Below are 24239 nucleotides of genomic sequence, written 5' to 3'. Positions count from 1 at the left end.
GGCCGAAGAAGGAAGCATCCTGGTTTGGCTGTTGACTGATGAGAACGCGGCGAGGGTGCCGCTGGGGCGTCGCGCAGCAGGGTGAGTATCCGCCATACATGCCCTAGGGGGCCGGACAGCCGGTCCTCTCTCCCCCGGGGCGGCTCCGGACCTTCGGGTCCGGGGCCGCCCCTTCTTCCTCCGTGTACCGTCGCCGCCCGGGGCTCACCCCGTGCCCGTCGGCCCCTCCTCGCCCCTTGGCGCGAACAGGGGCAGCTGGAAGCCGATGACGGCGCCGCCGCCCTCACGGTTGCGGGCGAAGACCCGGCCGCCGTGGGTCTGCGCGATCTCCTTGACCATGGACAGCCCGAGCCCGGAGCCGGGCAGGCCGCGGGCGACGGTGGCGCGGTAGAAGCGTTCGAAGACGTGGTCGAGCTCGGCCGGGTCGATGCCGGGTCCCCGGTCCATGACCTCCACGGCCCCGCCGCGCACCCGGATCTCGATGGGCGCGGTGCCCTCGGGGTCGAACTTGGCGGAGTTCTCGACCGGGTTGGCGACCGCGCGCTCCAGGGATCCGGGACGGCCCCACACGACGCTGTCGTCGGCGTCCACGACGATGTCCCGGCCGGTGCGGCGGCGGGTGCGCTTGGCGACCCTCTCCGCGACCTCGGCCAGGGGGACGGCGCTCATCGGCTCGTCCTCGTGGTCACCGGTGGCCAGGCCGACCAGCTCGTTGACGAGGGCGGTCAGCTCGCGGGTCTCGCCGCGCAGGTCCTCGATGAGGCTTTCGCGCGCCTCCGGGTTGAGCCGGTCCACCCTGCCGAGCACCTGCACGTTGGTGTACAGGCTGGTCAACGGGGTGCGGAGCTCGTGTGCCGCGTCCTGGACGAGGCGGCGCTGATCGTCCTTGGAACGGGCCAGGCGGGCGAGCATGGCGTTGAACGCGCTGCTGAGGCGGCCGACCTCGTCCCGCCCGGCCTCCTCCAGGCCTTCCCTGCCCTCCCTGCTGCGGCCGGGGTCGACCGGATCGAGCCGGCCGGTGGAGCTGACGTACTCGGCGGCTTCGGTGAGGCGCACCAGACGGCCGGTGGTGCGGTGTCCCACCAGCCAGCCCACGGCGGCCGCGCACAGGGCGACGAACAGGCCCACCCACAGGATCTGGGTGGCGAGCCGGTCCAGCATCAGTTCGGTGGGTGAGAGCGCCTGTAGGAGCTGGAGGGCCCCGGCCCCGTCGCCGATCGAGACCGTGGCCAGCCGGTACTGCTGGCCGTCGATGGTCTGCTCGCGCATCTCGACGACCCCGGGCTCGTCCTCCGCCGCGATCTCCAGGTCCCGTTCCGAGGGCTCGAAGAGGATGACCTCGGACGGGTCGGTGACGGTGACCGTCCTGCTGCCGTCGGGGCCGAGGAACTGTAGTTGGAGGTTGTAGCCGGACAGGAGCGGCCCGGACCCGGAGGGGGCGCCTCCCTGGTCGTGGAGGCTGACGAGTTCGTCGGACAGGTCGGCGACGGTGTTCTCGAACTCGCTCTCGCCGTCGGCGCGGATGAGCGCGGCGGCGGTGGTGTAGGCGAGGGTGCCGACCAGGGTGATGACGACGGCGGCGACCAGCGCGAAGATCGCCGCGAAACGGGTGCCCAGCCGCCAGTCGCTCGGACGCACCAGCGTGCGCCGCCACCACGGACCGGTGCCGCGACCGGACGGATCGGCGGGACCGGACGGGCCGGTGTGGCCGGGATACACGGGGGTCACCTCTGCGGACGGAGCGTGTAGCCGACTCCGCGCACGGTCTGGATGAGCGGCGGCCCCCCGTCCTCCAGCTTCCGGCGCAGGTAGCTGATGTAGACGGCGAGGTTCTTGGACTCGGGGCCGAAGTCGTAACCCCAGATGCGGTCGTAGATGGTGGAGTGGTCCAGCACGATCCCGGTGTTGCGGACCAGGAGTTCGAGGAGGTCGAACTCGGTCTTGGACAGCTCGACCTCGCGCTCGCCGCGCCAGACCCGGCGGGCGCGCGGATCCAGGCGCAGTTCACCGACCCGCAGCGGCCCCTCGTCCTCGGCGTCCTCGGAGGCGGGTGCCACGCGACGCAGCAGGGCGCGCAGCCGGGCGAGGAGTTCGTCGAGCTCGAAGGGCTTGGCGAGGTAGTCGTCGGCCCCGGCGTCGAGGCCGGCCACCCGGTCGGGCGTCTCCACGCGCGCGGTGAGCATGAGGATGGGCGTGCGGTCGTGCTCGGCCCGCAGCACCCGGGCCACGCCGAGCCCGTCCACTCCCGGCATCATCACGTCGAGGACGAGCAGGTCGACGGGTTCGGCGTGCACGGCGGCCAGGGCCTGGACCCCGTCCGCCGCCGTCCGCACCTCGTAGCCCTCCAACTGGAGTGCGCGTTGCAGTGAGTCCCTGATCGCGCGGTCGTCGTCGGCGACCAGGACCGTGGCGGTGGCTTCCATGGCGCCCATGGTTCCGTATCAGGGTGAGAAAGCGGTAAGAGGCGAGTGGCGTACGAGCCGGGTCTGCGCCGGTCAGGCGTTCGGATCGAACTCGCGTGTGCGTCCGAGCCCGGCCGCGCGCCCCTTGCCCGCGACCACGAGCGCCATCTTGCGGGAGGCCTCGTCGAGCATCTCCCCGCCGAGCATGACGGCGCCGCGCCGGTCCACGGTGGTGGCGTGCGCGTAGGCGTCCAGGATCAGCTCGGCGTGGTCGTAGTCCTCCTGGGTGGGCGCGAACACCTCGTTGGCGGCCTCCACCTGGAGCGGGTGCAGGACCCACTTGCCGTCGAAGCCGAGGGCGGCGGTGCGCGCGGCCGACCGGCGGAAGGCGTCCACGTCACGGATCTGGAGGTAGGGGCCGTCGACGGCCTGAAGGCCGTTGGCGCGGGCGGCCGTGAGGATGCGCATGAGCACGTAGTGGTAGGCGTCGCCGGTGTCGTAGCCGGGCGGCTGCTCGCCGACGACCAGGCTCTTCATGTTGAGGGAGGCCATGAAGTCGGCAGGCCCGTAGACGAGGCTCTCCAGACGGGGCGACGCGGCGGCGATCTCGTCGACGGCGACCAGGCCGCGGGCGTCCTCGATCTGCGCCTCGATGCCGATCCGGCCGACCCGCAGCCCGGCGGCCCGCTCGATCTGGGTGAGGAGGGTGTCGAGCCACTGCACGTCGCGGGCCCCGGTGACCTTGGGCAGGACCAGGGCGTCGAGCTCGGCCCCCGCGCCCTCGACGACGGCGATGACGTCACGGTAGGCCCACTCCGTGGTGACGTCGTTCACCCGGACCGTGCGGACCCTGCCGTCCCAGCCGCCGTCGTTGAGGGCCTGGACCACGGTCCTGCGCGCGGACTCCTTCTCCAGGGGCGCGACCGCGTCCTCCAGGTCGAGGAAGAAGGCGTCCACGTCCAGTCCCCGCGCCTTGTCCACGAACCGGGGGTTGGACCCCGGTACCGCGAGTACCGACCGCCGCGACCTGAGCTCGCCCATCGCCGTTGTCCCCCGCTCCGCTCGACCACGTGTGTGGTTGTGCCTGGATGACTGTGGTTGTGCGGCTGCCGCCGGGCCACGGCCGGCCGCCGCCGCGCGGACCATCATCGCACCGTGTGGTGCATAAAGTGGCCCCAGGGTCCCCGATGGGGTCCGAGGAATCCCAGGAGGTACACGAGCATGTCCGCCACGTCGTCGCATCCGACCAGCGCCCACTGGGGCAGCTACCAGGTGCTCGTCAGGGACGACCGCGTGGTGGGGGTGAACCCGGACCCGGACGACCCGGCGCCCTCCCCGGTGATCGCCAACACCCCCGCCGCCCAGCACCACGCCTCGCGGGTGGCGCGTCCGTCCGTGCGTCGGCGCTGGCTGGAGCACGGCCCGGGCCCGGATCCGAGCCGGGGCGACCCCGAGGACGCCTACGTCGAGGTGGAGTGGTCCACGGCCTTGGACCTGCTCGCCGGAGAGCTCGACCGGGTGCGCCGCACCCACGGGAACGCGGCGGTCTACGGCGGCTCCTACGGGTGGGGCAGCGCGGGCCGGATCCACCACGCGCAGAGCCAGCTGCACCGGTTCCTCAACACGATCGGCGGGTACACCCGGTCCCGGGCGACCTACAGCCACGGCGCCGTGGAGGTGCTCTTCCCCAGGATCATCGGCACCCCGGCGGCGAACCGGCTGCTGCACCGGGCCCCGGCATGGACGCAGATCCGCGAGCACACCGACCTCCTGGTCACCTTCGGCGGGCTGCGCGTGTCCAACACGTGGACGTCGTCGGGGGGCCGGGCGGCCCACACCGCCGGCCCGGCGATGCGCGAGGCCTCCGGGTCCGGGGTGGAGTTCGTGTCGGTGTCGCCGCTGCTGGACGACACCCCCGACGACGTGAGGGCCGAGTGGGTCTCCATCGCCCCGGGCACCGACACGGCGGTGATGCTGGCGCTGACGCACGTGCTGTTCACCGAGGGCCTGGCCGACACGGAGTTCCTGGACCGGTACACGGTGGGCGCGGACGTGCTGCGCGCGTACGTGATGGGCGAGCGCGACGAGAGGGGCGGCACGGAGGGGACCGAGCGCTCCCCGGAGTGGGCCGAGCGAATCAGCGGGGTCCCGGCCGACGAGCTGCGGTCGCTGGCCCGTCGGATGGCGGGGCGGCGCACCCTGGTCAACGTGGGCTGGTCGGTGCAGCGGGCCCGGTACGGCGAGCAGCCGCTGTGGGCGGGGCTGGCCCTGGCGTGCTGCCTGGGACAGGTGGGACTGCCGGGGGGCGGTTTCGCGTCCGGGTACGGGTCCATGGGCAACTACGGCGGCGGGGCGACGCCCCTGGGGCTGCCGAGGATGCCGCAGGGCGGCAACCCGGTGGACTCGTTCATCCCGGTGGCACGGGTGGCCGACATGCTGCTGGACCCGGGTGGCCGCTACGACCACGACGGCGAGGAGCGCCGCTACCCGGACATCCGGCTGGTGTACTGGGCGGGCGGCAACCCGTTCCACCACCACCAGGACCTGGCCCGCCTGACCAGGGCCTTCGGCCGGCCGGAGACCGTGGTGGTGCACGAGACGCACTGGACGGCGACGGCGCGGCACGCCGACATCGTCATCCCGTCCACGACGGTGCTGGAACGCGACGACATGGCCGCGAGCCAGGGCGACCTGAGCGTGCGGGCGATGCCGCGCGCGGTGTCGCCGCACGGGCAGGCGCGCGACGAGTACGACACCTACGCCGACCTGGCCGAGCGGCTGGGCGTGCGGGAGGAGTTCACCGAGGGCCGGACCAGCGGCGAGTGGACCCGGGTCGTCTACGAGCGCTGGCGCTCGCTGGTGGCGCGGCGCGGCCTGGAGGTGCCCCCGTTCGAGGAGTTCTGGGAGCGCGGACGGGTGGACATGCCCGGCCGGGTGGAGGACGAGGCCCTGCTCGGCGAGTTCCGCGAGGACCCGGAGGGGAATCCCCTGCGGACGCCGAGCGGGCGGATCGAGCTGTTCTCGGAGACCATCGCGTCGTTCGGCTACGAGGACTGCCCCGGACATCCGGTGTGGCTGCCGGGCCCGGCGGTGACCGGCGGCACGGACGGGGAGGCCGGGGACTTCCCGCTGGTGCTGGTGGCGAACCAGCCGAGCGGACGGCTGCACAGCCAGCAGGACATGGGCGCGCACAGCATGTCGCAGAAGGTACGAGGACGTTCGCCGGTGCGGATGCGCCCGGAGGACGCGCGAGCGTGTGGCGTGGCCGACGGGGACGTGGTGCGGGTGTCGAGCTCCCGGGGCTCGTGCCTGGCGGGCGTGGTGGTGAGCGAGGCGCTGCGGCCGGGTGTGGTGCAGCTGTCGACGGGCGCCTGGTACGACCCGTCGGAGCCGGGGGTGACGTGCGCGCACGGGAACCCGAACGCGCTGACGGAGGACGTGGGCACGTCGGCACTGAGCCAGGGGTGCACGGGCCAGTTGACGCGGGTGCGCGTGGAGCCGTTCGCCGGTGAGGTGCCGCCGGTGCGCGCCTTCGAGCCGCCGAGGGGCGTCACCGCGGGCTGAGACCGGCTGCCACGCTCTCCCCCCGGCCGCCGCGCGACATCCGTGAACCCGGGGCCGACCCGGCGGCATCCCCGTGTGGGGCCGGCGCCGCCTTCGACGCCCCACACGCCCGGATCTGCTGGGACGGCGCTCCCCGGCCCCGGGGCAGCGAGCGGACGTGACCGGCCCGGCCGGGGAAACGGCCCCGGAGTGGAACAAGCACCCCGGGGCCGCGCCCGTCACCGTACGAGGAACCGGTCCACGCGCCGGGGCAGCAGCAGCCCCACCAGGCCGAGGGCCGCGTACCCCGCCTGGCCGGGGGCGAGCATCCCCAGGATCGCGCCGGTGTTCGCGGTGGGCGCCCGCAGGAACTCGCGCATGCGCGGGTGGGCGTGCGGCACACCGTTGCCGGACAGCAGCAGGGTCAGCACCGCGACCAGGGCCACGGCGGCCCAGGCCGACTCGACGGCGGTCAGCCCGCCCAACCACCCCTGGATCCGGTCCAGCGCCACGAACGCGTAGGCGGCCCGCCCGTCCCCGTCCGGGCCCGGAGCGACCGGCGCGGTGACGATGACGTACATCCCGGCGGCGTACATCGCCGCCATCGCCCCGGTGACCCCGCCGGTGGCCGCCAGCCCCAGCCGCCGGGCCAGTTCGCGCGCCTGCCGGGTGAGCTCCTCCTGCGAGGGGTGGTGGCGCCAGGGCCTCCCCGCGGACCGGGCCTCGCCCATGGCGTTCCCCCGCCGCCGGCGCAGGAACCGCCAGGTGTCGCAGAGCACCCCGGGCCCGCGCCGCGCGGCGATGGCCGCGACGGCGAGTTCGTGGACGATCGTGGACAGCGTGGTGGCCAGGGTGACCGGCAGGTCCACCCAGGACAGCGCCATCCGGCGAAACAGCGGCGCGATGTCGGCGGGCACGCGCACGCGCATGGCCACGGAGCGGCCCCGGGCCCAGCGGCGCAGGCGCGCCAGCGGAGGCTGGCCGGGCAGCGGCGGCGTGGACTCGGCCGCGGTCGCGATCATCCGGTAGTCCATGGCGACCGCGCACGCCAGCAGCAGCACCAGCAGCCACGGGGTGAGGACTCCGCCGCCCAGGAGGCCGTGCGCGAAGTCCGAGGCCGGGTGGAGCGCGGCGTTGGCCAGCCGCGCGTTGAGGTTCAGGTGTTCGAGGAACGCCAGGGTCATCGCGACCGGGGGCAGAAACCACACCCATGCCCCGTAGCGGCGGCCCACGACCGCCAGGCCGAGCGCGGCCCCGACCAGGCCGGTGGTGACGGCGTGCCCGGAGAAGACCGCCAGCACGGTACCCGCCGGATCGGTGACGGTACTGCCGCCGGGCAGGAACGGGCCGACGTCCATGGAGAGGTTCCGGCCGCCCAGCGACACCTCGGTGAGCAGGCGTTCGGCGAGCTGGAACCCGGCCCCGGAGGCGGCGGCCAGCAGCAGGAAGTCGACGGCGGCCAGGCGGCGCAGCCGTCGGCGGGCCGCCAGTGCCAGGAACAGCAGCGGGAGGAGCTTGCCGACTTCCTCCACGGACACGGCGACGTAGGTGTAGCCGAGGACACCGTAGGGGTCGGCGCCCAGCAGCCGGACCAGGGCGGCCTCGGCGAGGGCGAGGGGCCACAGCAGGAGCGCGCCGAAGGCGGCCACCCGCAGCAGGGCGGCGAAGGAAACGGTGCGAGAGCGCGCCGGCCAGGCCAACTGGAGGATCAGGACGAAGGCGGCGGCCAGGGCGGGCAGCACGGCCTCCAGGCCGGGGACGACCAGGGGTGCCACGAGCAGGGCCACCACCATGAGCCATCCCCAGGCGCCGCGCAGAGCGCGTAGGGAGCGGACCGCGCGCGGAGAGCTCCGGCGGGCGCGGTCGAGGCCCCGGGCCAGGCGCTCGGCCAGGTCCGGGCCCGGCCCCCGGGGGCCGCGGGCGTGGCGGGCACCGGCCTCGGCGCAGTGGTAGAGCTGGGCCGCCCGGGTGAGGACGGGACCGCCCTCGGCGCGGGCGCGCGCGCCGAAGTGCGCCCGGGCCTGGGGGATGTCCGCGCCGACGAGTTCGCGGACGAAGTCGGCGGGCCCGGCGGCGACGGTGAGTTCGTCCGCGGTGACCAGGACGGCGGCGGAGAAGTCCTCGACGCAGACGAGGAAGTCGGTGGGCACGGGGCCCCAGCCGCGGACGAGGTCGATGAGGGTGTCGGTGTCGAGGGGGACCTCGGTGACGGGGTCGTAGGAGAACTCGGGCCGGGTGCGGCAGACCAGGAGCCGGTCGACGCCCATGGCCCGTCCCGCGGCGACGACCGCGCGGACGAGGTTGCGGTCCCGCGGCACGAGGAAGGGTGTGGTGACCTTGCCGTCGGCCCTGACCCACTGGGGGTCGAGCTCGGTCGCTCCGGCACAGACGCGCAGCACGAGGTCCCGCGCGAGCATGGCCTGTTCTTCCATGGACTTCCTCGTGCCTTACGGGGGGGCGAAGACGTGGGGCCCGTCCTGTCGCCCTTTTCGGACGAGTCGGCCCCGACCGAGCATAACGGTGGGGCGTCCGGACGGGGAGGGCGCCATGGAGCCCGGGCCCCGGAGCCCGGCCCGGCGGCGCGTTCACCGGCAGAGGACGCGCACGGGGGTCGCGGGGACGGGTCGGCGCGGTGTCAGAACCACCACCTCAACGGGTTCCCGGAGTAGACGAAGACGAAGGCGGTGGCCGTCACCGCGGTGACGGCCACCGCCGTCAGGACCGGGCGGACCCCGGGAAAGCGCAGTAGGCAGGCCCATACCAGGAGGGCGCCCCCTCCGGTGATCGAGAGCGCCCAGTAGACGGGCGAGGTCGTCTCCAGGACGTACAGGAACCCGTACACGCCCTCGCCGATGAGCACACCGCACAGCACGCCCACGCCCCAGGGTGCGAACGCGCCCCGGCGCCGGAGGGACTCGGCGCCCAGTCCCAGGACGGGACCCACGGTGACGGCGGCCGTCAGCCAGAAGAGCGTCATGCCGACCGAGGCGGAGTAGCCGCGCAGGACGGAGGCGAGGTCGTAGCCGAGCACCATGGCCGCCAGTGCCAGGACCCCGGCGGCCACGCCGACCCACCGCCGCGTCGCCAGGAGGGCCGGCAGGAACGCCGCGGCGCTCCAGGACCCGCTGGAGTTGGCCAGCGACTGCAGCGCGAACGGGAGCCACCCCTGGGCGAACGACGTCAGCGCACCGACCGCCAGGCCGCCGAGGGCGGCGGTGGCCAGGGGTACCAGAGGGGAGGTCGTCTTCGTGGTCGTGTCCATGGACACGCTAACGCGGCCGGGCGCTCCGCCGGTTCCTGGTGCGTCCGGCGCCCGACCTCACACCCCGGTGCCGCGCGTGGGCGCCTCCCCCTCCCTCTCCGGTTCACCGAGGGGTTCCCGGGACGGACGGGGTCCGGCGCCGAAGGCGTCGGCGCACAACTGCGCGACGTGGCGCGGTCCGGGCAGGTCGATCGCCCAGCCGACGAGCGCCCACCCCAGGTGGAGGTGTTCGAGCGCCCGGGCCAGCGCGCGGACCCCGCTCCAGCGGAGCCCGTCGGGGGTCTCGTAGGTCAGCCGGTACAGCACCTCGGTGTGCTCCGCCGCCGGCCTCGGCTCCAGCGCCACGGGCGCGCGGGCGGCGAGCCAGCCGCCCAGGCCCCGGCACATGTCGCAGTCCGACGCCACGTACAGGGTGCCCGGCGTCCGGCCCTGCCACGGGCGCCACAGGGGCAGCCAGGAGCGCACGCCCGACCGGTAGGCCTCCCAGTCCCGCCCGAACGCCTCGCGCAACCGGCCCCCCTCGTGCCATTGGGCGAACCCGGCGCCGTAGACGAACGCGGCCAGCGCGCCGGCCAGCGGCCACGGGTCGCCCGTGACCGGGGACAGGACCAGGTAGAGGGCGACGACCGCGGTCTGCATCGGGTTGCGCAGGTAGGCGTAGGGGCCGCTGGTGACCAGCCGGGACGGCGGATCGAAGGGCAGCGGGGTACCGCCGCCCACCAGGGCGAACTCGCGGGCCGCCGCCAGGCCCGGCAGGCACACCAGCGCGAGGACCTGGGCGGCGGCGAAGGCCGTGCCGGGCTCGGGCAGTGCCCCCAGTGCGGCCAGCGGCGCGGCGACCATGAGGCCGAACGCGAGCACCGCCTGGGCCCACGTCCGGGCGTGGACCAGTTGGCCGGTACGGGTCCAGTAGGCCAGCAGCAGCGCGGGGATCAGGCACAGCGCGGAACCGGCGAACTCGCCGAGCAGCCACCGGGAACCCAGCACCACGACGGGTTCGGCGAGCGGCATGACGATGACGTCCACCCACACGAGCAGGCCGGTGAGCAGCGGAACCGGCAGGAGGCGCAGCAGCAGCGCGGGCAGGACGCCCCACAGCACCGCCCATGCGAGCAGCAGGTCGACGGGGATCCCGAGCCACACGGCGCCCTCGGCGTGGAAGGACCACCAGCCCGCGTGCAGTGCGTACAGGTTGAGCGGGACGAGTGTGAGCAGGGACCACGCCCCCGCCACGATCATCGCCGCGATCTCGCGCTGCCGGGGCGCACGCCACAGGCACAGCCCGATCACGGGCAGCAGCGGGGCGAACAGTCCGACGCCGCGGACCAGGACCGCGGGGGTCTCCGGACCCATCAGGAGTCCCCGAGCGCGGCGGACCCGAAGGTCGCGGCGAGGTACTCGGCGGCCAGACCGGTGGCGTAGGACTGGATCGGGCCGAAGTACCAGGACGGCTCGTAGGTGCGTTCGTAGTCGATGGACCAGGTCAGCCGTGTCCCCGCGTCCTCGGCCCGCCACACGGCCTCGGCGCGGCGCATGTCCATCCAGTTCGCGAAGGCGGTGTCCTCGACCACCTCGAACACCACCCGGCCGCCGTCCCCGCGGATCTCGCTCTCCACGATCCTCAGCTCCATGTGGCGCGGGGTGGGTTCGGCGCCCGACCGCAGCGTGCGGCGCGGGGTGAAGCGGACGAGCCGGGTGTCGCCGACCTCCAGGCCCTCGCCGACCGCCGAGACGGGGCGCGGGAAGGGGACCGCGCGCAGGAAGAGCGCGTCGGGGGCACCGTACTCGGGCGGGGCGGCCAGGGCCGCCGCGACGTTCTCAGCCGGGGCGGAGACCACGGTGTGGCCCTCCCCCGTGCCGGCCCTGGGCAGCAGGGAGGTCCCGGCGACGCCCTCCAGGGCGAGCACGAACAGCAGCGGTACCGAGAGCAGGGCGTGCTGGGAGCGGTCGCCCCCGCCCAGGACCAGCGTCGCCACCCAGGCGACCAGGGCGACGACCCCGTAGATCAGGGGCGCGGCGACGAGCAGGCACACCAGCCCCTCTCCGAGCAGGGGCCCGGCCAGGGCCAGGCCGACGGTGGTGCCGGCCATGGCGATGCCGACGGCGCTCCGGGCCCGCACGGTGAACACCACGAGCAGGGCGATCGTCGCGGGCAGGCCGACGTAGAACAGGGCGGTCTGGTCCAGGCCGCCCCAATGGTGGATCCGCAGGGCCAACAGGGCTGCGAAGGCGGCCAGGACCAGCCCGGCGAGCAGCCAGCGCGCCCTTGAGGAGGAGGGGACATCGCTTCGGGGCACGGGGGACTCCTTCGACATGCGATTAAAACGATTGATTTAATCACTTGATTAAACCGTATGATGAAAACCTGACCGAGAGCAAGGAGGGTCATGGCCAGAAGCGGCGGAGGACGGCGCACGAGCGAGGAGACCAAGGAGCGGCTGCTCGCCGCCGCCGGCGAGGTGCTGCGCGAGGAGGGGTACGCCGGGGCGTCGGCGCGGGCCATCGCCACACGCGCGGAGGCCAACTCGGCGCTGGTCTTCTACCACTTCGGCGGGGTCGACCAGCTGCTGCTGGCCGCGTTGGACCGCTCCAGCGCCGAGCGCATGGCCATGTACCGGGAGGTCACCGCACGGGCGGGCACCCTGGAGGAGCTGGTGGAGGCGGCCATGCGGATCTACCGGACCGACCTGGAGCGCGGCTACGTCACCGAGTTCTCCGAGCTGGTGGCCGCCGCCGTCACCAAGCCGGAGCTGCGCGAGGAGATCCGGGCCCGCTCCGAACCGTGGATCGCCTTCATCGAGCACGAGTGGAACCGGGTGCTGGGCGGATCCGCCCTGGGCAGGCTGCTGCCCGCCCGCGAGGTGGCCTACGGGGCGATCACGTTCTACCTGGGCGTGAACCTGTTCTCGGTGCTCGACGAGGACCACTCGCGCACCGAGGCGGTCTTCGGGCTGGCCGCGGGACTGGCTCCCCGGGCGAAGCTGCTCACCCTGCGCCTGCCCCGCCGGGGCGGGAACGTAGGCTGGCCCCCGGACGAGGAGGAGGGCGCATGAGCAGCGGTATCACGGTGGCTCCGGGGATCGGTTTCCCGGACACCTCCGACGGGCGGACCCACGTGGCGGGCGCGGTCATCGCCGACGACCGGGGCAGGGTCTTCGCGCAGCGGCGGTCCCCCACCCGGAGGGTGTTCCCGGACTGCTGGGACATCGTCGGCGGGCATGTCGAACGCGGTGAGGGCATGCTCGAAGGACTGGCGCGCGAGGTGGAGGAGGAGACCGGCTGGAGGCTGACCGAGGTGCTGGCCGAGCTGTTCCGGCTGGACTGGGACCCCGGAGACGGCGTGACCCGGCACGAGGTGGACTACCTGGTGCGGGTGGAGGGCGACCTGGACGCGCCGCGGCTGGAGCCGGGCAAGCACACCGAGTTCATGTGGGTGGACGACTCCCTGGTGCACCGGCTGCGCGACGAGCGCGACCCCGGCGACTACTTCATTACCGACATCGTGCAGCGCGGCATCGACGCCGCCCGCCTCCGCTGAGCGGCGCTTCCCGCGACCGGCCGGATCGAGGAGTATCATGGACACAGCGTAATACGAGTATTACCATCACTGTATGAGCAAGGTACGCATCAGCATCAGCCTCGCCCCCGAACACGCGGAGCGTGTCAGAGCGCACGCGGAACGGGCGGGCATGGACGTCTCCTCGTACATGGTGAACGCCGCGACCCGCCAGATGGCCGAGGCCGAGGCCGCTGACGAGGTCTTCTCCGGGATCGATGCCCTCATCGCCAAGGCGGAGACCCGGGCCACCGGGTACACACCGGCCGACGACGCGACGGAACTGTCCGAAGGCGAGCGCCGTGAGGTTGCCGACGCCATGCGCCTGGTCTACGGCGACGAAGCCGAGCAGAACCCAGGTCAGGTCGCATGACCACTCTGGTCCCGGTGTACGACACCGGCATGCTCATCGCCCTGGCCTCGGGCAAGACCAAGGCAATACAGATACACCGAGGTCTCGGAAGGACTCCGCACCGCCCGATCGTTCCAGGCCCGGTCCTGGCCCAGGCATGGCGTTCCGACCCGGCCACCGTGTATGCCCTGAGCCGCGTGCTCAAGGAGTGCACAGTTCCCCAGGCCAGGTCCTCAGCCCCCGCGCTGCGGCCCACCCGCGTCGGTCAGGTCACCTGCATCCTGTGCTCCACCCCGCCGGACACCACCGACTGGCGGCGTATCGGCGTCCTCCTGGAAACAGCGGATCTACCGCCGAAGAAGCGTCCCGACGCCGTGGACGCACTAGTCGCGTGGAATGCGGCAAAGCACCTCGAAGCCGTAGTCTTCACCAGCGATCCCGAGGACATCAGCGCTTACCTCCGTGCCATCGGCACCGACGGCGTCCACGTGGCTCCCGTATAGGGCCGGTACGGATCTCAGACGGCCCGGTGGGCCTCCTGGATCGCGAGGGGCAGCGCGTCCAACAGGTCGGACGCGCTGATCGGCGCGCCGCCCCGGGCGAGCGTGGCGGCGCGTCCGTGTACGTAGGCGCCGCACATCGCGGCCTCACGAGCGGGCAGCCCGGAGGCCAGGAACGCGCCGACCGCCCCCGACAGCACGTCACCGGTCCCGGCCGTGGCCAGCAGCGGCGTACCCGTCGGGTTGACCACCACGGGCGCGCCCGGGTGCGCGATCACCGTGGTCGACCCCTTGAGCAGGACCGTGCACCCGAAGCGGTCGCGGGCACGGGCCGCGTGCTCCAGGCGGCGCGCCTCCACGTCGCCCCGGTCGGCCTCCATCAACCGGGCCAGTTCCCCGGCGTGCGGGGTCAGCAGCGTGTGCGCCGTCCGCTCGCAGAGCAGTTCGGCCAGCGCGGCGCCCCCGTCCCCCGTGAGCAGGGTGAGCCCGTCGGCGTCGACGAGTACCGGCAGGTCGCTCTCCAGGACCGAGTAGAGCTCGTCGGAGTTGGCCGGGTGCGTACCGCGTCCGGAGCCGATGACGACGGCGGAGGCCCGACCGGGTGACAGGTCGGTGCTGCTCTGCGGGTCGAGGAGTCTGGCGACGGTCTCCGGCCACTGGGAGAGCACCTGGTCGACGACGCGCAGTCCGCCCCCGTAGCGGACCATCCCGACCCCGGTGCGCAGCGCTCCCCCGACGCACAGGACGGCGGCGCCCCGGTACCGGTCGGAGCCCGCGCGGATCTCGAGCACACCCCGGCGGTACTTGTCGGTCTCGGCGCCGTGGACCGGCAGGAGCGAGGCGATGTCCACAGGCTGTGGACGGACCAGGGCGGGCCCGGGCAGCTCGGGGGCCAGCCCGATGTCCACGAGGTGGATCCGGCCCGCGCGGTCGGCTCCCGGGTCGACGAACAGGCCCGGCTTGTGGGTGCCGAAGGTGACGGTGACGTCGGCGCGGACGGCGTGTCCGGAGACCTCGCCGGTGTCGGCGTCCACCCCGCTGGGCAGGTCGACCGCGACCACGGGAGCGGGTGCGTTCGCGGCGAGCAGGGCCAGGGTGGCGTGCGGCTCGCGCAGCCCCCCGCGCCCGCCGATACCGAGGAGTCCGTCGACGATGAGGTCGGCGTCGAACAGGTCGGTCTCGTCGGCCATCGCGTCGGTGAACCACCGGGTCCGGCCGCCCGCCGCACGCAGGGCGATGGCGCCGTCCTGGTGGAGGCCCCTTCCCGCGAGCAGGGCGTGTACGGAGGCTCCCCGTGCGGCGAGGTTCGCACCCGCGTACAGGGCGTCGCCGCCGTTGTCGCCGCCGCCGACCAGGAGGACGACCCGCGCGCCGTACACACGGGGCAGGAGCCGGGCGCACTCCGCGGCGAGCCCGGTCGCGGCCCTGCGCATGAGGGTTCCGTCGGGGACGCGCGCCATGAGCGCGGACTCGGCTTCGCGGACGACGCTGACGGTGTGTGCGGAGAGCACCGGTTTACCTCCCGGAGGTGGATCGGCCCCCATCGTGCCGCAGTCGGAGCCGGGCAGGGTGAATTCGCCACACCATGGGGACCAGGGCAAGGAATTTCCACCGAATAGTATTGATTCGCCACTCTGCGGAGTGCTTCCTTGACACAATGGATTCATGCCTCGACCGAGCAAGTACGTGTCCCGGTCCGAACTCGGATGGCCCGTGTGCCAGGCTTCCTACGCCGACCCCAGGTCAGGACTGGTCATCCACTACGACGGCAGTGACCAGGGGCTCGCCGGGAAGAGCCACTCGGCCTGCCTCACCTACTGGCGCAACACCCGCGCGTTCCACATGGGCCCCTCCCGTGGATGGACATGCATCGGATACTGCGTGGACGAAGCAACCGAGATCCTCACCGAGGACGGTTGGCGGACGTTCGACCAAATCTCCCCCGGTGACATCGTTCTCACCCTCAACCACGAGACAGGGATGTCGGAGTGGCAGCCCCTCCAGCACGTCTACGTCTTTCCCGCCATGCCTCGGGAGCTGGTGCGGATGGAGGGACGCGAACACTCGTCGCTGACCACCCCGGGCCACCGCTGGCCCGTAGAGCGCTACTACAGGCGCACGGGAACCGAAAGGCGAAAAAACGAGGACGGGACATGGGCCCGAACCGGCCGCACGGCACGCAGTGTCAAAGGACATGAGCGGGTGTGGGCGACCACGGACACGCTTGGCTACTGGGATCGAATTCCCTTGTCGGCTCCCTGCGCTCACCTGCCCACCGAACCCAAGTGGTCCAACGCACTCGTGGAACTGGTGGCCTGGTTCTGGACTGAGGGGCACATCAAACTCCAGGGTAAAAGCCGTAAGGCCGGTACCAGCGTGGCCATCTATCAGTCGGAGACGAGGAATCCCGACCGTGTGGCCAGGATTCGAAACGCGCTGCACGGCGCCTTCGGACCACCCTGCGAACGGTTCCCCCGGAGAAGTGCGAACACCGACGGCATCCCGCGATGGCGCGAGGCCCGCAACCGCAGCCTGGCCGAGTTTCATCTGTCCTCCGACGCTGGCCGTGTTCTGATCGAACACGCCCCTGGACGGATTCCCACCCATGCGTTCTTGCGATCGTTGACCGCGGAGCAACTCTCCCTGTTCATCGAGGCGTCACTACTGGGAGACGGTCACGGCAACCGCACGAACAACGCCCAGGCACTCAGCCAGAAGAGCCGCGCCGCCGCCGAGGCGTTCCAGTTCGCTGCGACTCTCGCCGGATACTCGACCTCCCTACGGCGCCGACCGCCCACCTCCTCGACGCCGTATCCCATGTGGAAGGTCGAACTGCGCCGTAAGACCCACGTCGCGCCCAAGGCCGCGGCAACCAGGAAGGCGAAGTTCACCATCCTGCGCGAGCCCCACGAAGGGCGGGTCTGGTGTGTGCGCACACCGAACAACACCTGGCTGGCCAGGCGCGAAGGCACGGTGTATTTCACCGGCAACTCGTTCATGTCCTGCGCGCATGGATATGTCATGGAAGGTCGGGGGCTGTACAAGACCCAGGCCGCGCAACCGGGCGGCAACACCACCCATTACTCGGTGACACTGGCGACCGGCCCGACCGACCTCATCACGCCCGAGCAGATCAACGCCGTCCGCGAACTCCGCCAGTGGCTGACGGAGGAGTACGACAACGCCGGGACGGTACTCGGCCACCGCGACTTCGTCTCCACGTCCTGCCCCGGTGACAGGGCCTACGCCCTCGTCCGCGAGGGCACATTCGAACAGCCCCCCGGTCAGGCCACGGAGGTACACGACATGCTCGGACTGCACATCGGCAGTAGGGGAGAGGCGGTCAAGCTTCTCCAGCTCAGGATCAGGAGGGCGGGCTTCGGTGACGCCCTGGGCGAGACCGGGGCCGACGGCGTCTACGGGCCCGCCACCGCCGAGGGCGTGCGGCTGTGCCGCGACTACGTCGGCAGCCGGGCCCTGGAGGGGTACGGCGACGAGATGACCGCTCACGCGGTAGACCAGGTCGAGGCCGCCGTCACCAAGCGCACCCTGCAGAAGGCCCAGATCTCCAGCACCGCCCTGGACAGCAACACGTCGCCCGAGGACTGAGCCCGTGCACACGACGGCGCCCCGGCCGCGGAGTACCCGCGGCCGGGGCGCCGTCACGTTCCCGCGTTACTGGACGGTGGTCACGATCGGTTCCTCCATGCCGAAACTCGGGTCGTACCGGACCTCGGTGACCACGACCTCGCCCACCACGGCGATCTGCCCGGAGGCGCTGTCGCCGGGCGCCAGCTCGGTGACCTGGAACGGCTCGATGTCGGCGAAGAGGGCCTCGCCCCAGTCGGTCCGCTCGGTGCCGTCGGCGAGCACCGTGGTGAAGTACATCGGGTTGACGCTGAGGGACTCGTCACCGTTGTTGGTGAGCTCGACGTCCAGCACCGTGTAGACGGTGTCGTCGATGGTGTCGCCCGCGGTGCCCGCCGCGGTGGCGGTCATGCTGACGTCCTGTTCCCCGGTCGCGGGGTCCTGCTCGGTGGTGCCCTCAGGGGCGAACTCCTCCTCGGTGGCGTAGGGCGCCGGAGCGGCCGAGGAGTCGTCTTCGCTCACGGACAGCGCGGCGATGATCACGATGACGACGATCGCGACGACCACGAGTCCGAGGCAGCCGCCGACGCCGATACCGATCTTGGCCCCGGTGGACATGCCCTTCTTGGGGGGCGGGCCGTAGGGCGACGCACCGTAGGGCGGCTGTCCCCCGGGCGGGCCGAAGGGGGGCTGGCCACCGGGAGGGCCGCCGAAGGGGGGCTGCTCACCGGGAGGCCCGTAGTGGGGCTGTCCCCCGGGCGGACCGTAGGGAGGCTGACCGCCGGTCGGACCGCCGAAGGGGGGCTGCTCACCGGGAGGCCCGTAGTGGGGCTGTCCCCCGGGCGGACCGTAGGGAGGCTGACCGCCGGTCGGACCGCCGAAGGGGGGCTGTTCGCCGCTCGGGTCGCCGTAGGGCGGCTGTCCCCCGGAAGGACCGCCGTAGGGGGGCTGCTGGGGGCCGGAAGGATCATGGGGATAGGACACGCGTGTGCTCCGGTTCTCGTACACGATGGCGTAGGGGATGTGCCGCGGACCTGTAGCCGTGTACCGGCTGGAACACGTGCGGCTGGAAGGGACCATATCCGACACGGGTCCGCGCTGGTCGCGCCCGCCCCGTGCCGAACGTGTCCGGAACCGGTCGTTCCCGCTGTTCGCGCGTCCGTGGACCTTCGGGGCCGAGGTGAAGTGGTGGCCGCCAGGTACTACGCTGTGTCGTAGAAACCGCCGACACGGGCGGAGGGACGGGCGAGCGGAGGCGGCGTGGTCGACTGGCTGACCATGACGATTCAGGTGGCGTCACTGGCGATGGCCGGATGGTGCCTCGTCTCGACCTTCCGCGACCAGCCCATGGTGGTCCCCCACCTCGTCGGTATGGGCCTCCTGTGGCTCCTCGTCCTCGGTCAGGTGGGCGCCACCGTCGTCACCGTGGTCGGCGGCGACCGGCCCGCCGAGACCGCCATGTTCGTGTCCTACCTGGCCACCGTGGCGCTGCTGCCGCCCGCGTGCGCCGTGTGGGGCTTCATGGAGCGCAGCAAGTGGGGACCGGCCGTGATCGCCTTCGCGTGCCTGATCCTGCCCGTCCTGTTCGTCCGGCTCGAACAGCTCTGGAACCCCGTTGCCTGAGACCACCGCGCCCACCGCCAGGACCCTGCGCACCGGCCCCGGACGGCTCCTCGTCGCCGTGTACGGGGTGTTCGCGCTCGCCGCCACCGCGAGGGGCGGTTTCCAACTGGCCACGAAGTTCGGCGAGGCGCCCCTGGCCTACGCGCTGTCGCTGTTCGCCGGCGTGGTCTACCTGGTCGCGGCGGTCGGTCTGGCCCGGGCCGGACGCATCTCGCGCTTGGTCGCCCTGGTCTCGTGCAGCGTCGAGGTGGTCGGGGTACTCGTGGTGGGCGCGGCCAGCGTGCTCATGCCGGAGGTGTTCCCCGACGACACGGTGTGGTCGCACTTCGGCGGCGGCTACCTGTTCATTCCGCTGGTGCTGCCGGTGGTGGGCCTGTGGTGGATCATGCGCGTCCATCGCGTGGACAGGGACTGAACCGCACGGCCGGAGGCCGGCCGGGCATGCCGTGACCAGCGGTTCGGCGTTAGGCTGTCGCCCATGTCCGAACCCTTGTCCCTCCCGGTGGCCGTGTCGGCCGACTGGCTCCGCGAGCACCGTGACCAGGTCGTTCTCGTCGACTCCCGCTGGTACCTCGACGGCCGCTCCGGCCGCGACGCCCACCGCTCCGGCCACCTGCCCGGCGCGGTCTTCACCGACCTGGACGCCGATCTCGCCGCACCGGCCGGCCCCGGGAACGGCCGCCACCCGCTGCCCGACCCGGTCGACTTCGCGGACACGCTCGGCCGTCTCGGCATCGGCGACGGCTCCTCCGTGGTCGTCTACGACGACGCGGGCGGTTCGGTCGCCGCCCGCCTCGTGTGGATGCTGCGCGTCCTCGGCACCCCGGCGGCGTTCCTGGACGGCGGCGTCCAGGCCTGGAACGGAGGGCTGGAGGAGGGCGACGTCACGCCCGAGCCCGCCCACCGCACCCCGGTGCCCTGGCCCGGGGACCGGGTCGTGCACACCGACACCGTCCGGGCCCGGGCCGGCGATCCGGCGCACCTGCTGGTCGACGCCCGTGCCCGCGGCCGCTACACCGGGGAGCGGCCCGCTCCCGTCGACGCCCGTCCGGGGCACGTACCCGGCGCCCGCAGCGCGGAGTGGACCGGAAACCTCGACGGTGACGGGTTCCTGGCCGCCCCGGAAGCCCTGCGCGAGCGCTTCGCCGCCCTCGGCGCCGACTCCGCGGACACCGTCACCGCCTACTGCGGGTCCGGGGTCACCGCCTGCCACGACCTGCTCGCCCTGGAGCACGCCGGATACACCGGTGCCCGCCTGTACCCGGGCTCGTGGAGCCGCTGGGGAGGTGACGACTCCCTCCCCGTGGAGACCGGCGATCCCCACGCGTGAACCCCCGGGCGCCCCGTGAGTCCCGGCCACGGGGACCCGCCACCGGATCCGGCCGTTCGCGAAGGTCGTGCGGGCGGCTCTCCGGGGGCCGGAACCGGCCCCGGAGGAACCCCGGCTCCCCGGACGGCGTCCAACCGCCAGTAGGACCCCGCACGGCCTCGGGAACAACCGTGAACGAGGACCGCGCCACCCTCTCCCGATCCCCTGTCCCGTGCGCCACCGTGAAACGAGGAACATTGGCCACAGAACTCCTGATACTCGTCCTTGTCATCGCCGCGGCCGCCGTCGTGGCAGCCGTCGTGGTCGCCCTGCGGCGCTCCAAGAGCCGGAGCTCCTCCCCCAAGGCACCCGCACCGCCGCAGGACCCCTTCGCCGACAAGGGGGACAGCACTGCGGGCGACCCGCGCACGCTCAAGGCGGGCGACATGGTCGACTGGGGCACCGAGCGCACCTGGATCCGCGGCACCCTGCGCCTGTCCGAGGGCGGCTACACCTGGTCGGAGCACTTCCTGGAGGTCGAGGGCGGCAAGCGCTGGATCTCCGTGGAGGAGGACCCGGACGTGCAGCTGGCCCTGTGGACCGGCCGCCCCGACCTGGACCTCGTCCCCCAGGGCAGGTCCATCGAGGTGGAGGGCGTCGTCTACAAGCTCCAGGAGAAGGGCACCGGCTCCTACCGCTCCGAGGGCACCACCGGGCTCAAGGCGCAGGGCGGGGTCGACTACGCCGACTTCGAGTCCGACGACGGCAGGCTGCTGTCCTTCGAGCGCTTCGACCACGGCCGCTGGGAGGCCAGTACCGGGACCAAGGTCGCTCCGGGAACCTTCACCATCTTCCCGGGGAGCTGATCGAGACGTGCTCGCGAGCATCAGCGCCCCCTTCGTCGACACCAGCGCCGACGACCTGGTCTGGACCCTGGACCACCCGCCGGTCGTCCCCCTGGCCACCCGCACCGTGCGGGTGCCGGGCGCCCGTGTCGAACTGCGCGTGCTCGGTGCCTCCCACCAGGTGACCGTCACGCCGGATCCGGTGCGCGGAGCCGGGGCCCTGGTGGAGACCGTGGCCTGCCTGCCCGGCCTGCCCGGCGGCCTGCCGGGCAGCATCGAGCGCCCGGACCTGGGCCGGTACCGTTTCGGCTCGCTCGTGGAGTCCCTGTCGCGTAACGAACTGGCCCTCAGGGTGGAGCGGCTCCACCACGAGGTGGCAGACTCCCCCGGCGGCCTGCTCGTCGCCTTTCCGGGTGATCCCCTCGCGGTCACCGCGCTGCACCTGACCCCCGATCGCGGAGGACCACTCCGCTGGCGCACCTGGCACGCCTATCCGCAGAGCGGCGAACTGGTGACGACCACCTCGAACGTGACCACGCCCCCCACCTCTGAGAGATCCGCACCATGAACGCATACGAGGCATCCGGGAACAGCAACAGGAGTGTCATCATCACGGTGTTCGCCGTCTGTGGCGGCATCCTGCTCCTGCTGATCCTGCTCAGTGCCTGCAACAACAACAGCAACGAGTACTGCCCGGATGACGACGAGGTCTCGATCGAGGGCTACGACGATGACGACTGCGACGGCTCCTCCGGCGGCGGCGGAGGCTTCTTCTTCTTCGGAGGCGGCGGCAGCAGCAACAGCGACGGCAGCGGAAGCAGTTACCGTGGCGGCGGCGGCGGCTTCGGCAAGTAGTCAGCGCCCACTTCCAGCACCCGACCACGAATCCCCCTACCAGCGGACAGGACCATGAACGTCATTCTCTTCAACTCCCTCGCAGCCCTCGCCTACGGCGGAGTGGGCATCGCCATCCTCGTGGTGGGCTACGTGCTCACCGACCTCATCACCCCCGGTAAGCTGCACAAGCTGATCTGGGAGGACCGCAACCGCAACGCCGTGCTGCTCGTGTCCGCCAACACGCTGGGCTCGGCCATCGTCGTCACCTCGGCGATCCTCTCCAGTGACTCCGAGATCGGCCTGGGGGCCGGGCTGCTCTCGACCGCCGTCTACGGCCTGATCGGCCTGGGCGTCATGGCGCTGTCGTTCCTGCTGATCGACCTCCTCGTCCCCGCCAAGATCTCCCACATGATCAGTGACAGCGAACCGCACCCGGCCACCTGGGTGAGCGCCTCCGCGCACGTGGCGATCGGCCTGGTCATCGCCGCGGCCCTCACCTGATCCCGCCTCCCCCGCTTCCGAACGGCCCCTGCCCCGGCCACCAGCACCACCAGACGAAGGCACCCGTGTTGACTGAGAAGACCGTCCGCCCCCGGTCCCGCCTCCCGGTTTCGGCCAGGGCGGCCCGCTTCTTCGTACTGCTGGCGGTGTTCGTCTGCGCCGCGTGCGGCCTGGTGTACGAACTGGCGCTCGTCGCCATCGGCAGTTACCTGTTGGGCAACACCATCACCCAGGCCTCCGTGGTCCTGTCCGTGATGGTGTTCGCCATGGGTGCGGGCTCGCTGATGTCCAAGCGCTTCCAGGCGCGCCCGGCCATGGCCTTCGCCGTCATCGAGGGGCTGCTCTCGCTCGTCGGCGGCCTGTCGGTGCTGCTGCTGTACGGGGCCTTCGCCTGGTTCTCGGCCTACCAGCCCGCGCTGGTGCTGCTGGCGTTCCTCATCGGCATGCTCATCGGCATGGAGATCCCGCTGCTGATGACGCTGATCCAGCGCATCCGCAGGCAGGACGCCTCCGACGCGGTCGCCGACCTTTTCGCCGCCGACTACGTGGGCGGGCTGATCGGCGGTCTGGCGTTCCCCTTCCTGCTGCTGCCGCTGCTGGGCCTGCCCAAGGGCGCCCTCGTCGTGGGAGCGCTGAACGCCGTGGTCGGTGTGGCCGTGGTGCTGTGGCTGTTCCGCTCGGAACTGGGACGGCGCGCCTACACGGGCCTGGGCGCCGGCCTGGCGCTCATCATCGCGCTGCTCAGCCTGGCCTTCGTCTACGCCGACCAGTTCGAGGTGGACGCCCGCCAGGCCCTGTACCGGGACCCGATCGCGCACGCCGAGCGCTCCGAGTACCAGGACATCGTGCTCACCCGGTCCCTCGACGGCGAGGACGTCCGCCTGTTCCTCAACGGGAGCCTGCAGTTCTCCACGCTGGACGAGTACCGCTACCACGAGTCGCTGGTCCACCCCGCGATGGCGGGTCCGCACGAGGACGTCCTGGTGCTGGGCGGGGGCGACGGCCTGGCCCTGCGCGAGATCTTCGCCTACGACGACGTGGACTCGGTGACCCTCGTGGACCTGGACCCGGCCGTGATCGAGCTGGCCTCCACCCATCCGGTGATCACCGACCTCAACGAGCACTCCTTCGAGGATCCGCGCCTGGAGGTCGTCAACGCCGACGCCTTCCAGTGGCTCCGCGAGAACCACGAACGGTTCGACGTGGTCGTCGCCGACCTTCCGGACGGCACCGACGTCGGCACCGCCAAGCTCTACACCGTGGAGTTCTACTCGCTCCTGCGCCACGCCCTGTCGGACCGGGGCCGCGTGGTGGTGCAGGCCGGTTCGCCCTTCTTCGCCCCGGACGCCTACTGGGGTGTGGGCCGCACGATGAAGGACGCCGGACTGGCCGCCACCCCCTACAACGTGGACGTGCCGTCCTTCGGCAACTGGGGTTTCTACCTCGCCACCGCGGACGGGGCGCCCGAACTGAACGTTCCCGACGACGCGCCGCCCCTGCGCTTCCTCGACGAGCCCCTGCTGGCCGCCGCCCAGGTCTTCCCCAAGGACCGCCGCGGCGACGGCTCGGAGGAGTCGACCCTCATGCACCCCCGCGTGATCCAGTACCACCAGGGGGCCTGGCGGGGCTACTGACGTCCCGCCGCCCGCCGCCTCCTCCATCACCGCTGGTGAAGAGCACCGCGCGGCCTGAGGACTTGGGCCAGTGGGCGGCCGCGCGGTGTGCCTGGAACGGGAGTTCGGTGCGGTGTCGGAGACGGTGGCGACGGCATGCCGCCAGGAGACGGCGCCCGGCGGACGCAAGCGCGCGTGCGCACGTGTTCCGCCCCGGATCCCCTCGCGGCCTGCCCCATCCTGTCCCGGCGCACGGATGCGGCGGAAGCGCCACGCCGCCCCCGCCGCTTCCCCGGCCAAGCCGTTAC

At 72.3% G+C, this 24239-nt stretch carries 23 protein-coding genes; 14 read left to right on the top strand and 9 right to left on the bottom strand.

Annotation, left to right across the window (positions count from 1 at the left end):
- Nucleotides 1-204: 204 nt before the first annotated feature.
- From NOSIN_RS25910 to NOSIN_RS25900, 3 genes are all read right to left on the bottom strand, one after another.
- On the bottom strand, nt 205-1719 hold the full coding sequence (locus NOSIN_RS25910; protein ID WP_077693779.1) for a sensor histidine kinase: 1515 nt from the start codon (nt 1717-1719) through the stop codon (nt 205-207).
- A gap of 5 nt (nt 1720-1724) precedes the next feature.
- Entirely contained in the window at nt 1725-2423 is a 699-nt protein-coding gene (locus NOSIN_RS25905; RefSeq protein WP_077693230.1) for a response regulator transcription factor, read from the bottom strand.
- A 72-nt stretch (nt 2424-2495) separates the two neighbouring features.
- Nucleotides 2496-3443, bottom strand: a complete 948-nt coding sequence (locus NOSIN_RS25900; RefSeq protein WP_077693229.1) for an HpcH/HpaI aldolase/citrate lyase family protein — start codon at nt 3441-3443, stop codon at nt 2496-2498.
- A 180-nt stretch (nt 3444-3623) separates the two neighbouring features.
- Here NOSIN_RS25900 and NOSIN_RS25895 point away from each other — a divergent pair, with 180 nt between their 5' ends.
- Nucleotides 3624-5966 (top strand): molybdopterin-dependent oxidoreductase, encoded by a 2343-nt coding sequence (locus tag NOSIN_RS25895; RefSeq protein ID WP_077693228.1) that lies wholly within the window; start codon nt 3624-3626, stop codon nt 5964-5966.
- A gap of 218 nt (nt 5967-6184) precedes the next feature.
- Here NOSIN_RS25895 and NOSIN_RS25890 read toward each other — a convergent pair whose 3' ends face one another.
- The 4 genes from NOSIN_RS25890 to NOSIN_RS25875 all read right to left on the bottom strand — a co-directional run bounded on the left by NOSIN_RS25890 (nt 6185) and on the right by NOSIN_RS25875 (nt 11504).
- A complete protein-coding gene (locus NOSIN_RS25890) occupies nt 6185-8377 on the bottom strand; it encodes a PrsW family glutamic-type intramembrane protease (RefSeq protein ID WP_077693227.1) in 2193 nt (730 codons plus the stop codon).
- A 203-nt stretch (nt 8378-8580) separates the two neighbouring features.
- Nucleotides 8581-9207 carry a DUF6518 family protein gene (locus NOSIN_RS25885; RefSeq protein WP_077693226.1) on the bottom strand — a complete coding sequence of 209 codons (627 nt, stop codon included), beginning with the start codon at nt 9205-9207 and terminating at the stop codon, nt 8581-8583.
- 57 nt (nt 9208-9264) lie between these two features.
- Nucleotides 9265-10560 (bottom strand): methyltransferase family protein, encoded by a 1296-nt coding sequence (locus NOSIN_RS25880; protein WP_077693225.1) that lies wholly within the window; start codon nt 10558-10560, stop codon nt 9265-9267.
- Nucleotides 10560-11504, bottom strand: coding sequence for a hypothetical protein (locus tag NOSIN_RS25875; protein ID WP_077693224.1), 945 nt, complete (start codon nt 11502-11504; stop codon nt 10560-10562). The genes NOSIN_RS25880 and NOSIN_RS25875 overlap by 1 nt, the downstream gene beginning before the upstream one ends.
- A gap of 90 nt (nt 11505-11594) precedes the next feature.
- Here NOSIN_RS25875 and NOSIN_RS25870 point away from each other — a divergent pair, with 90 nt between their 5' ends.
- The 4 genes from NOSIN_RS25870 to NOSIN_RS25855 all read left to right on the top strand — a co-directional run bounded on the left by NOSIN_RS25870 (nt 11595) and on the right by NOSIN_RS25855 (nt 13618).
- Nucleotides 11595-12260, top strand: a complete 666-nt coding sequence (locus NOSIN_RS25870) for a TetR/AcrR family transcriptional regulator (protein WP_077693223.1) — start codon at nt 11595-11597, stop codon at nt 12258-12260.
- Nucleotides 12257-12745, top strand: coding sequence for an NUDIX hydrolase (locus NOSIN_RS25865; protein ID WP_077693222.1), 489 nt, complete (start codon nt 12257-12259; stop codon nt 12743-12745). Before NOSIN_RS25870 ends, NOSIN_RS25865 begins: the two co-directional genes overlap by 4 nt.
- Before the next feature lie 73 nt (nt 12746-12818).
- Entirely contained in the window at nt 12819-13136 is a 318-nt protein-coding gene (locus NOSIN_RS25860) for a hypothetical protein (protein ID WP_077693221.1), read from the top strand.
- Nucleotides 13133-13618, top strand: a complete 486-nt coding sequence (locus NOSIN_RS25855; protein WP_077693220.1) for a hypothetical protein — start codon at nt 13133-13135, stop codon at nt 13616-13618. Before NOSIN_RS25860 ends, NOSIN_RS25855 begins: the two co-directional genes overlap by 4 nt.
- A 14-nt stretch (nt 13619-13632) precedes the next feature.
- Here the strand turns inward: NOSIN_RS25855 and NOSIN_RS25850 are convergent, their stop codons facing one another.
- Nucleotides 13633-15126 (bottom strand): bifunctional ADP-dependent NAD(P)H-hydrate dehydratase/NAD(P)H-hydrate epimerase, encoded by a 1494-nt coding sequence (locus NOSIN_RS25850; RefSeq protein ID WP_077693219.1) that lies wholly within the window; start codon nt 15124-15126, stop codon nt 13633-13635.
- Between the two features lie 154 nt (nt 15127-15280).
- Between NOSIN_RS25850 and NOSIN_RS27935 the strand changes: the two genes are divergently transcribed.
- Complete coding sequence (locus tag NOSIN_RS27935) at nt 15281-17224, top strand: N-acetylmuramoyl-L-alanine amidase (protein WP_227015172.1); 1944 nt, start codon at nt 15281-15283, stop codon at nt 17222-17224.
- Between the two features lie 66 nt (nt 17225-17290).
- Here the strand turns inward: NOSIN_RS27935 and NOSIN_RS25840 are convergent, their stop codons facing one another.
- Nucleotides 17291-18187: a DUF4352 domain-containing protein gene (locus NOSIN_RS25840; protein WP_077693217.1), complete on the bottom strand. Its 897-nt coding sequence runs from the start codon at nt 18185-18187 to the stop codon at nt 17291-17293.
- Between the two features lie 276 nt (nt 18188-18463).
- Between NOSIN_RS25840 and NOSIN_RS25835 the strand changes: the two genes are divergently transcribed.
- The 8 genes from NOSIN_RS25835 (at nt 18464) to NOSIN_RS25800 (ending at nt 23952) form a co-directional block, all read left to right on the top strand.
- Entirely contained in the window at nt 18464-18826 is a 363-nt protein-coding gene (locus NOSIN_RS25835) for a hypothetical protein (RefSeq protein WP_077693216.1), read from the top strand.
- Complete coding sequence (locus NOSIN_RS25830; RefSeq protein ID WP_077693215.1) at nt 18819-19241, top strand: hypothetical protein; 423 nt, start codon at nt 18819-18821, stop codon at nt 19239-19241. Before NOSIN_RS25835 ends, NOSIN_RS25830 begins: the two co-directional genes overlap by 8 nt.
- A 63-nt stretch (nt 19242-19304) precedes the next feature.
- Nucleotides 19305-20156 (top strand): sulfurtransferase, encoded by an 852-nt coding sequence (locus NOSIN_RS25825; protein ID WP_077693214.1) that lies wholly within the window; start codon nt 19305-19307, stop codon nt 20154-20156.
- 236 nt (nt 20157-20392) lie between these two features.
- On the top strand, nt 20393-21001 hold the full coding sequence (locus tag NOSIN_RS25820; RefSeq protein ID WP_077693213.1) for a DUF4178 domain-containing protein: 609 nt from the start codon (nt 20393-20395) through the stop codon (nt 20999-21001).
- A gap of 7 nt (nt 21002-21008) precedes the next feature.
- Nucleotides 21009-21548: a DUF2617 family protein gene (locus NOSIN_RS25815; protein ID WP_077693212.1), complete on the top strand. Its 540-nt coding sequence runs from the start codon at nt 21009-21011 to the stop codon at nt 21546-21548.
- Nucleotides 21545-21835, top strand: a complete 291-nt coding sequence (locus NOSIN_RS25810; protein ID WP_077693211.1) for a hypothetical protein — start codon at nt 21545-21547, stop codon at nt 21833-21835. The genes NOSIN_RS25815 and NOSIN_RS25810 overlap by 4 nt, the downstream gene beginning before the upstream one ends.
- Nucleotides 21836-21889: 54 nt before the next feature.
- Nucleotides 21890-22318, top strand: a complete 429-nt coding sequence (locus NOSIN_RS25805; protein ID WP_077693210.1) for a DUF350 domain-containing protein — start codon at nt 21890-21892, stop codon at nt 22316-22318.
- Nucleotides 22319-22386: 68 nt separating this feature from the next.
- Nucleotides 22387-23952 (top strand): polyamine aminopropyltransferase, encoded by a 1566-nt coding sequence (locus NOSIN_RS25800; protein WP_077693209.1) that lies wholly within the window; start codon nt 22387-22389, stop codon nt 23950-23952.
- Nucleotides 23953-24239 lie beyond the last annotated feature (287 nt).

Source organism: Nocardiopsis sinuspersici (assembly GCF_001998325.1).
GTDB classification, from domain to species: domain Bacteria; phylum Actinomycetota; class Actinomycetes; order Streptosporangiales; family Streptosporangiaceae; genus Nocardiopsis; species Nocardiopsis sinuspersici.
Note: the sequence above shows the minus strand (reverse complement) of the source record. Positions and strands in the feature narration are given on the sequence as shown.